Annotated in this window: 4 protein-coding genes; 1 reads left to right on the top strand and 3 read right to left on the bottom strand. The window is 70.5% G+C overall.

The window, feature by feature from the left end; translation table 11 throughout:
* Positions 1-20 precede the first annotated feature (20 nt).
* The gene (locus J7E68_RS05180) at positions 21-1304 is read left to right on the top strand and encodes a hypothetical protein (RefSeq protein WP_215170491.1); all 1284 of its coding nucleotides are present in this window, start codon (positions 21-23) and stop codon (positions 1302-1304) included.
* 350 nt (positions 1305-1654) lie between these two features.
* Here the strand turns inward: J7E68_RS05180 and J7E68_RS05175 are convergent, their stop codons facing one another.
* From J7E68_RS05175 to J7E68_RS05165, 3 genes are all read right to left on the bottom strand, one after another.
* A complete protein-coding gene (locus tag J7E68_RS05175; protein WP_215170489.1) occupies positions 1655-2212 on the bottom strand; it encodes a hypothetical protein in 558 nt (185 codons plus the stop codon).
* Entirely contained in the window at positions 2209-2973 is a 765-nt protein-coding gene (locus tag J7E68_RS05170; protein WP_215170487.1) for a DUF4352 domain-containing protein, read from the bottom strand. Before J7E68_RS05170 ends, J7E68_RS05175 begins: the two co-directional genes overlap by 4 nt.
* Positions 2974-3010: 37 nt before the next feature.
* A partial coding sequence (locus tag J7E68_RS05165; protein WP_215170485.1) for an endo alpha-1,4 polygalactosaminidase occupies positions 3011-3303 on the bottom strand: 293 nt, incomplete at its 5' end.

Genomic DNA, 3303 nt, shown 5'->3' with positions numbered 1-3303 from the left:
GACCGGATACGGTAGGGCCCATGTCTCAGGCCCTCCGCACGTGCGGGCGCATCCTCGCCCGCCACTGGCCTGCGCTCATGGCCTGGTATCTCGGAGGCGAAGCGCTGCACCGCGTGCTCATCGAGCTCGCAGGGTTCGTCGGCGGCCTCACCACGCTCGGCGGCCTGCTGCTGCTGCCGCTCGCCGTCGCCGCGCGGCTCGTGTCGTACGTGGCGATGTACCTCACCGTGCGTCCGTCGCTGCCGCACAGCAGACGAGAGGATGCCGGAGGCCGTCGCGAGTTCGCCTCGGCGACCCTCGCCGCGATCCTGCCGTTCTTCGCGTTCTACACCGCGTGGGGACTCCTCGACGCCGACCAGATCGAGTTCTACCAGATCGCGAGCGCCATCGCCCTCGCGGACTCGGGGTTCCAGCTCGACCAGGTGGGCGACCGCGGTGGACTGATCGCGGTCGGCGCACTGCCGGTGACCGTGCTCGTGATCGCGCTGGTGGCCCGACTGCTGTACACGCGCTTCGCCGACCGCCTGCCGAGGTGGACCGTGGTGCTCGCCGCGTACACCGAAGTGCTCTGGACCTTCATGCTCTTCACGCTCGTCGCACGATGGTGGAACGGGGTTCTCGACTGGGTCGCGGGTCGCGAGGCGGTCGGCTGGCTGCAGGGGATCGGTGACTGGTTCGCCCTCAACTTCGCACCGGTCGCCGTGGTCTGGGAGGGCGCGACCTGGCTGTTCGGCATCCTCGTCGCTGCGCTCATCGTGCCCGCGGCGTGGCTCACGGTCGCCGGTGTGATCTTCGGCACCACCTTCGACTCGACGCCGCCCTTCGCGCGCTGGAGCGGAGGAGTCGCTCGCGGCACCGCCATGAGCATCGCGCGCACTCTCGTGATGCGTCTCGAGGGACTGGTCGCCGCGGTCACCGTGATCTGGCGAGGGGGCCCGCTGCTGTTCGGGGTGTACGCCCTGGCCTATGCGGCGTGGGGCTTCGCCGAGCAGTCGGGCACCCGTGGCGTGCTGCTGCTCGTCGGCGGACATGAGGCGTCGTTCTGGGCGGGGATCTTCCCGCTCGTCACGGTCGCGGTCGCAGCGGTGGCCGAACCTCTGCGGGTCGCGATCGTCGCGACCGCGTACGACGCGGTGATCGGTCGACCCGAGTCCGGTCTCGACACCCGGCCCTCAGGGCTCGATGACGAAGCGGGCGAGGTCGTCGTCGCTGCCCTCGATGTCGAGGCGGAAAGGGCCGTCGGCGTCGTCGGGCACGAGGAAGACGAGCAGGATGCGGTACGACGACGACTCGGCGATGCATGAGCTCTCGCCCTCGTCGTAGGGCACATCGATCGAGGCCCGCGAGCTGACCCAGGTGCGTGAGGAATCGGTCTCGGTGAGGGTCGACACACCGCAGGTCGAGGCGTCGAAGCCGCCGGTCGAGCTCAGACGCACGCTGAGCGTGCGTGCGCCGTCCGACGCCTCGAACTCACCCCACTCGACGGACCCGAGCGACAGGGTCTGTCCCGAGAGCTCGACGCTCGATTCCGCCTCGATCACCCTGTCGGTGGGGCGGATGCTCGGCAGCACATCGAGCCATACGGTCACCCCGACCATCGCGACGGCCGCGATCAGGAGGGCGGCCAGCGCCATGCGCTGCGTGCGCCACCACCTCATCGCGCCACCAGCTCGGGGTCGACGAGATCGATGCTCGGGGCGCGCGGCAGGTCGTCGAGGTCGCTCGGGACGGCCACCATGTCATCGAGCTCGGCCGTGAAGTACGACGTGGTCATTCGCAGCTCGGCCGGGCCGGTGACCGCGTCGCGCGGAAGCTCGAACGCGAGTGTGCCGACGGTGTCAATGCCCACCCGCAGCGGAGTGGCCGTCAGCGACGCGGGCGGTCGCTCGCTCGACTGGAACACGCGATCACCGACGGTCAGGGTGGCGAGCTGGATGGCGGCGCCTTGTTCCGTGGTCGCCGCAGAGGCGGCGATCGTCACGACAAGCCAGTCGCCCTCGGCGCTCCATTCGGAATCGGCGACGGCGACCTCGTCTGCGACCGACGCTTCGGTCACCGTCGCGATCAGCGTGCGCGACTCGACGGCCTCGCCGGCGGGCGCCGTCTTGAGGATCGGACTCACGACCGCATCGTCATCGGGTGTCACCGCGGTGACCGCTCCCGCGCCGAGCACCAGCGCGCCGCCGACGATCCACGGCAGGGCGCGCCTCATGGCGCCTCCGTCGCATCGACGGTGATCTGCGCCGAGAGTTCGGCAGGGCGCCAGGTGACCACTCCGGATGACAGGATCACGGCACCGCGCCTGATCTCGACCTCGTGCACGTCGAGCGACACGACGCCGTCGGCGAAGGCATCCTCGGGTACCGTCCAGGCGATGGTGACCTCGCTCGGCACCCCCGGCTGCAGGATGACCTGACCTGCCGACCCGTCGGCACGCCAGACCGAGGCGCTGCCGATCTCGGCGATGCCGGTGAGGTCGAGCAGAGGGTCGTCGGTGTTGATGATCCCGGCCTTCAGGCGGTCGGCGGTGGTGCCGACGCCGATCGGCTGGTCGGAGAGGTTCTCGAACAGCATCGTCATCACGAGCAGCTTCTCGCCCGGTTCGGCTTCGAGGTACTCGGACTCGACCTCGCTCGTGAACTGCGCATCCAGCACGGTCACGGCGTAGACCGAGGTGCGTGCCTCATCACCCGCACCGAGCTGCGACGGAGACGGCTGCGCCTGTGCGAGCCCGCCCATCAGCATGACGACGATGACGATCGCGACGATGGCGGCAGCGGCGATCCAGAGCCACCGGGGGATCTCCGCGACGGCGCGCGCCCACCGGGTCAGCACGGTGCGGACTGCGGTCGCGCGAAGTCGGTGGCGGGTGGGGCCAGGCGCGACGGCGGGAGGAGGGACTGGCACGACGGCAGGAGGAGGGGCAGGCGCGGCGGCGGGCGCGGCGCCGTCGTGATCCCCCGTCATGCTCACGAGGTCAGCCTAGCGAGGGCCGCACCGGCGATGAGGGTCAGGGGCACGTCTCGAACACATAGCCGTCGCTGTCGGGTGTGAGCAGGTCGCGGTCGCGCAGCACCATCGACGCCGGAGACTCGTCGTCGGCGCACATCTCGGCGAACGCGCGGGGCAGCTCGTCGGAGTACTCGATGTCGACGACGGCGTCGCCGTACACGTCGGTGAAGGCCGGGCACTCCTCGTCCGCCCCGCACTCCTCGACCCCCGCGAAGTCGAAACCCGCGCGCTGGTGCAGCGCGGCCGCGTCCCCGGCGGCGTTCTTCTCTCCGGCCGCGAGCCCCGCCTCGT

The sequence above is a fragment of the Microbacterium sp. ISL-103 genome (assembly GCF_018613995.1).
In the GTDB taxonomy this organism is placed as follows: Bacteria; Actinomycetota; Actinomycetes; order Actinomycetales; family Microbacteriaceae; genus Microbacterium.
This window is presented reverse-complemented; position numbering and strand designations above follow the sequence as displayed.

Coding starts and splice junctions, on each gene's coding strand:
- J7E68_RS05180 (WP_215170491.1), top strand. CDS start 21: ATGTCTCAGGCCCTCCGCACGTGCGGGCGCATCCTCGCCCGCCACTGG.
- J7E68_RS05175 (WP_215170489.1), bottom strand. CDS start 2,212: ATGAGGCGCGCCCTGCCGTGGATCGTCGGCGGCGCGCTGGTGCTCGGC.